2 protein-coding genes are annotated in these 2,136 nt (G+C 71.8%); both read left to right on the top strand.

The features are described 5' to 3' along the window. Positions 1-712: hydantoinase/oxoprolinase family protein (locus NKF06_RS20480; protein ID WP_305882056.1), on the top strand; the 712-nt coding region annotated here is incomplete at its 5' end. After that, positions 709-2,136: hydantoinase B/oxoprolinase family protein (locus tag NKF06_RS20475; RefSeq protein ID WP_253246448.1), on the top strand; the 1,428-nt coding region annotated here is incomplete at its 3' end. The genes NKF06_RS20480 and NKF06_RS20475, both read left to right, overlap by 4 nt.

The following is a 2,136-nucleotide window of genomic DNA, read 5'->3' as shown; positions in this document are numbered from 1 at the left end:
CGGCCACGACCCGCGGCAGTTCGGCCTCGTCGCCTTCGGCGGTGCCGGCCCGATGCACGCCGCCGCGCTCGCCGAGAGCCTCGACATCGAGACCGTGATTGTTCCGCGGGCCTGCGGCGTCCTCTCGGCGTACGGTCTGCTCGCGGCCGACCAGAAACACGACTCGGTGCGGACGCTCCGCCGACCCCTGTCCGGCCTCGACGCCGCGGCGGTCGAAGCCGCCTACGACGACCTCGAAGCCGACACGCTCGAAGACGTGGCTGACCCCGACGACGCGGCGGTCCAGCGCGCCGCCGACCTCCGGTACGTCGGCCAGAGCTTCGAACTGACCGTCCCCGTCGGCGAGACGTTCGACGCCGAGGCGGTCGAAGCGCGGTTCCACGAGGCCCACGAGAGCGCCTACGGCTACCGCCTCGACGACCCGGTCGAACTCGTCAACGTCCGGGCGACCGCTGCGGTCGAACGCGACTCCCTCGACGTGACCTACCGCGGCGGCGGCGACGCCCGCAAGGACACCCGCGAGGCCTTCTTCGACGGCGCGTTCCGCGAGACGCCCGTCTACGACCGCGACGGCCTCGGCGCGGGGACGACCGTCGAAGGCCCCGCTATCCTCGAACAGCACGAGAGCACCGTTGTCGTGCCGCCGGCGTGGGGTGGGACGGTCGGGGCCGACGGAACGCTCGTCCTGACCAATGGGGGTGACGGCGAATGAGCGACCGCGAGGTCGACCCCGTGACGCTCGAAATCATGCGCAACCAGTTCGAGAGCGTCGCCGAGGAGATGGGGCAGGTGCTCATCACCTCGTCGTACTCGCCGAACATCAAGGAGCGCCGCGACTGCTCGACGGCGCTGTTCGACGCCGACGGCCGCCTCGTCGCGCAGGCCGAACACATCCCGGTCCACCTCGGCGCGATGCCCGAGGCCGTGGACACGGTCCTCGACTACGACCCGGAACCGGGCGACGTGTTCGTCCTCAACGACCCCTTCGAGGGCGGGACGCACCTCCCCGACGTGACGATGGTGTCGCCGCTTTCGGTCGACGGCGAGGTGCTCGGCTACGCCGTCTCGCGGGCGCACCACGCCGACGTGGGCGGGATGACGCCCGGAAGCATGCCCGCCGGCGCGCGCGAAATCTACCAGGAGGGGCTCCGACTCCCGCCGGTCAGACTCGTCGCCGGCGGCGAGACCAACGACGACGTGCTGTCGCTGCTCCTCGCCAACGTCCGCAACCCCGGCGAGCGCCGCGCCGACATCCGCGCGCAAATCGCGGCGAACGAGCGCGCCGAGGAGCGACTGGCCGACCTCGTGGCGGACCACGGCCGGCCTCGCGTCCTCGCGGCGTTCGACGCCGTGATGGACTACTCCCGGAACCGCGTCACCGCGGAACTTCGCGACCTGCCGGACGGCGAGTACCGCGCCCGCGACGTGCTCGAAGGCGACGGCGTGACCGACGACGACATCCCCATCGAGGTGACCGCGACGGTCGACGGCGACACCGTCGCGTTCGACTTCGACGGCACGGCCGACCAGGTCGCCGGCAACGTCAACGCGCCGCTCGCGGTCGCGAAAAGCGCGGTGTACTTCGTCGTTCGATGCGTCACTGACCCCGAAATCCCGCCGAATCAGGGCTGTTACGACCCCATCTCGGTCGAAGTCCCCGACGGCTCGCTCCTCAATCCCGACGCCCCCGCGGCGGTCGTCGGCGGCAACGTCGAGACGAGCCAGCGCGTGACCGACGTGGTCTTCTCGGCGCTCGCCGACGCGGCCCCCGAGCGCGTTCCCGCGCAGGGACAGGGGACGATGAACAACCTGACCATCGGCAGTCGCGCCGGCGGTTCGGACGGCTTCACCTACTACGAGACCATCGGCGGCGGGTTCGGCGGCCGCGCCGGCGGCGACGGCATGGACGGCGTGCAGGTCGGGATGACCAACACGCTCAACACGCCGGTCGAGGCGCTGGAAGCCGAGTACCCGCTTTTCGTCGAGGCGTACGGCCTCCGCGAGGGAAGCGGCGGCCGCGGCGAGTTCCGCGGCGGCCTCGGTATCGTCCGGTCGGTCACGGTCGAGGCGGACGCGACCGTCTCGCTTCTCACCGAGCGCCGGCGGGTCGCCCCTCGCGGCATCGCGGGCGGCGAG

The organism is Haloferax sp. AB510 (assembly GCF_024136985.1).
Lineage (GTDB): Archaea > Halobacteriota > Halobacteria > Halobacteriales > Haloferacaceae > Haloferax.
This window is presented reverse-complemented; position numbering and strand designations above follow the sequence as displayed.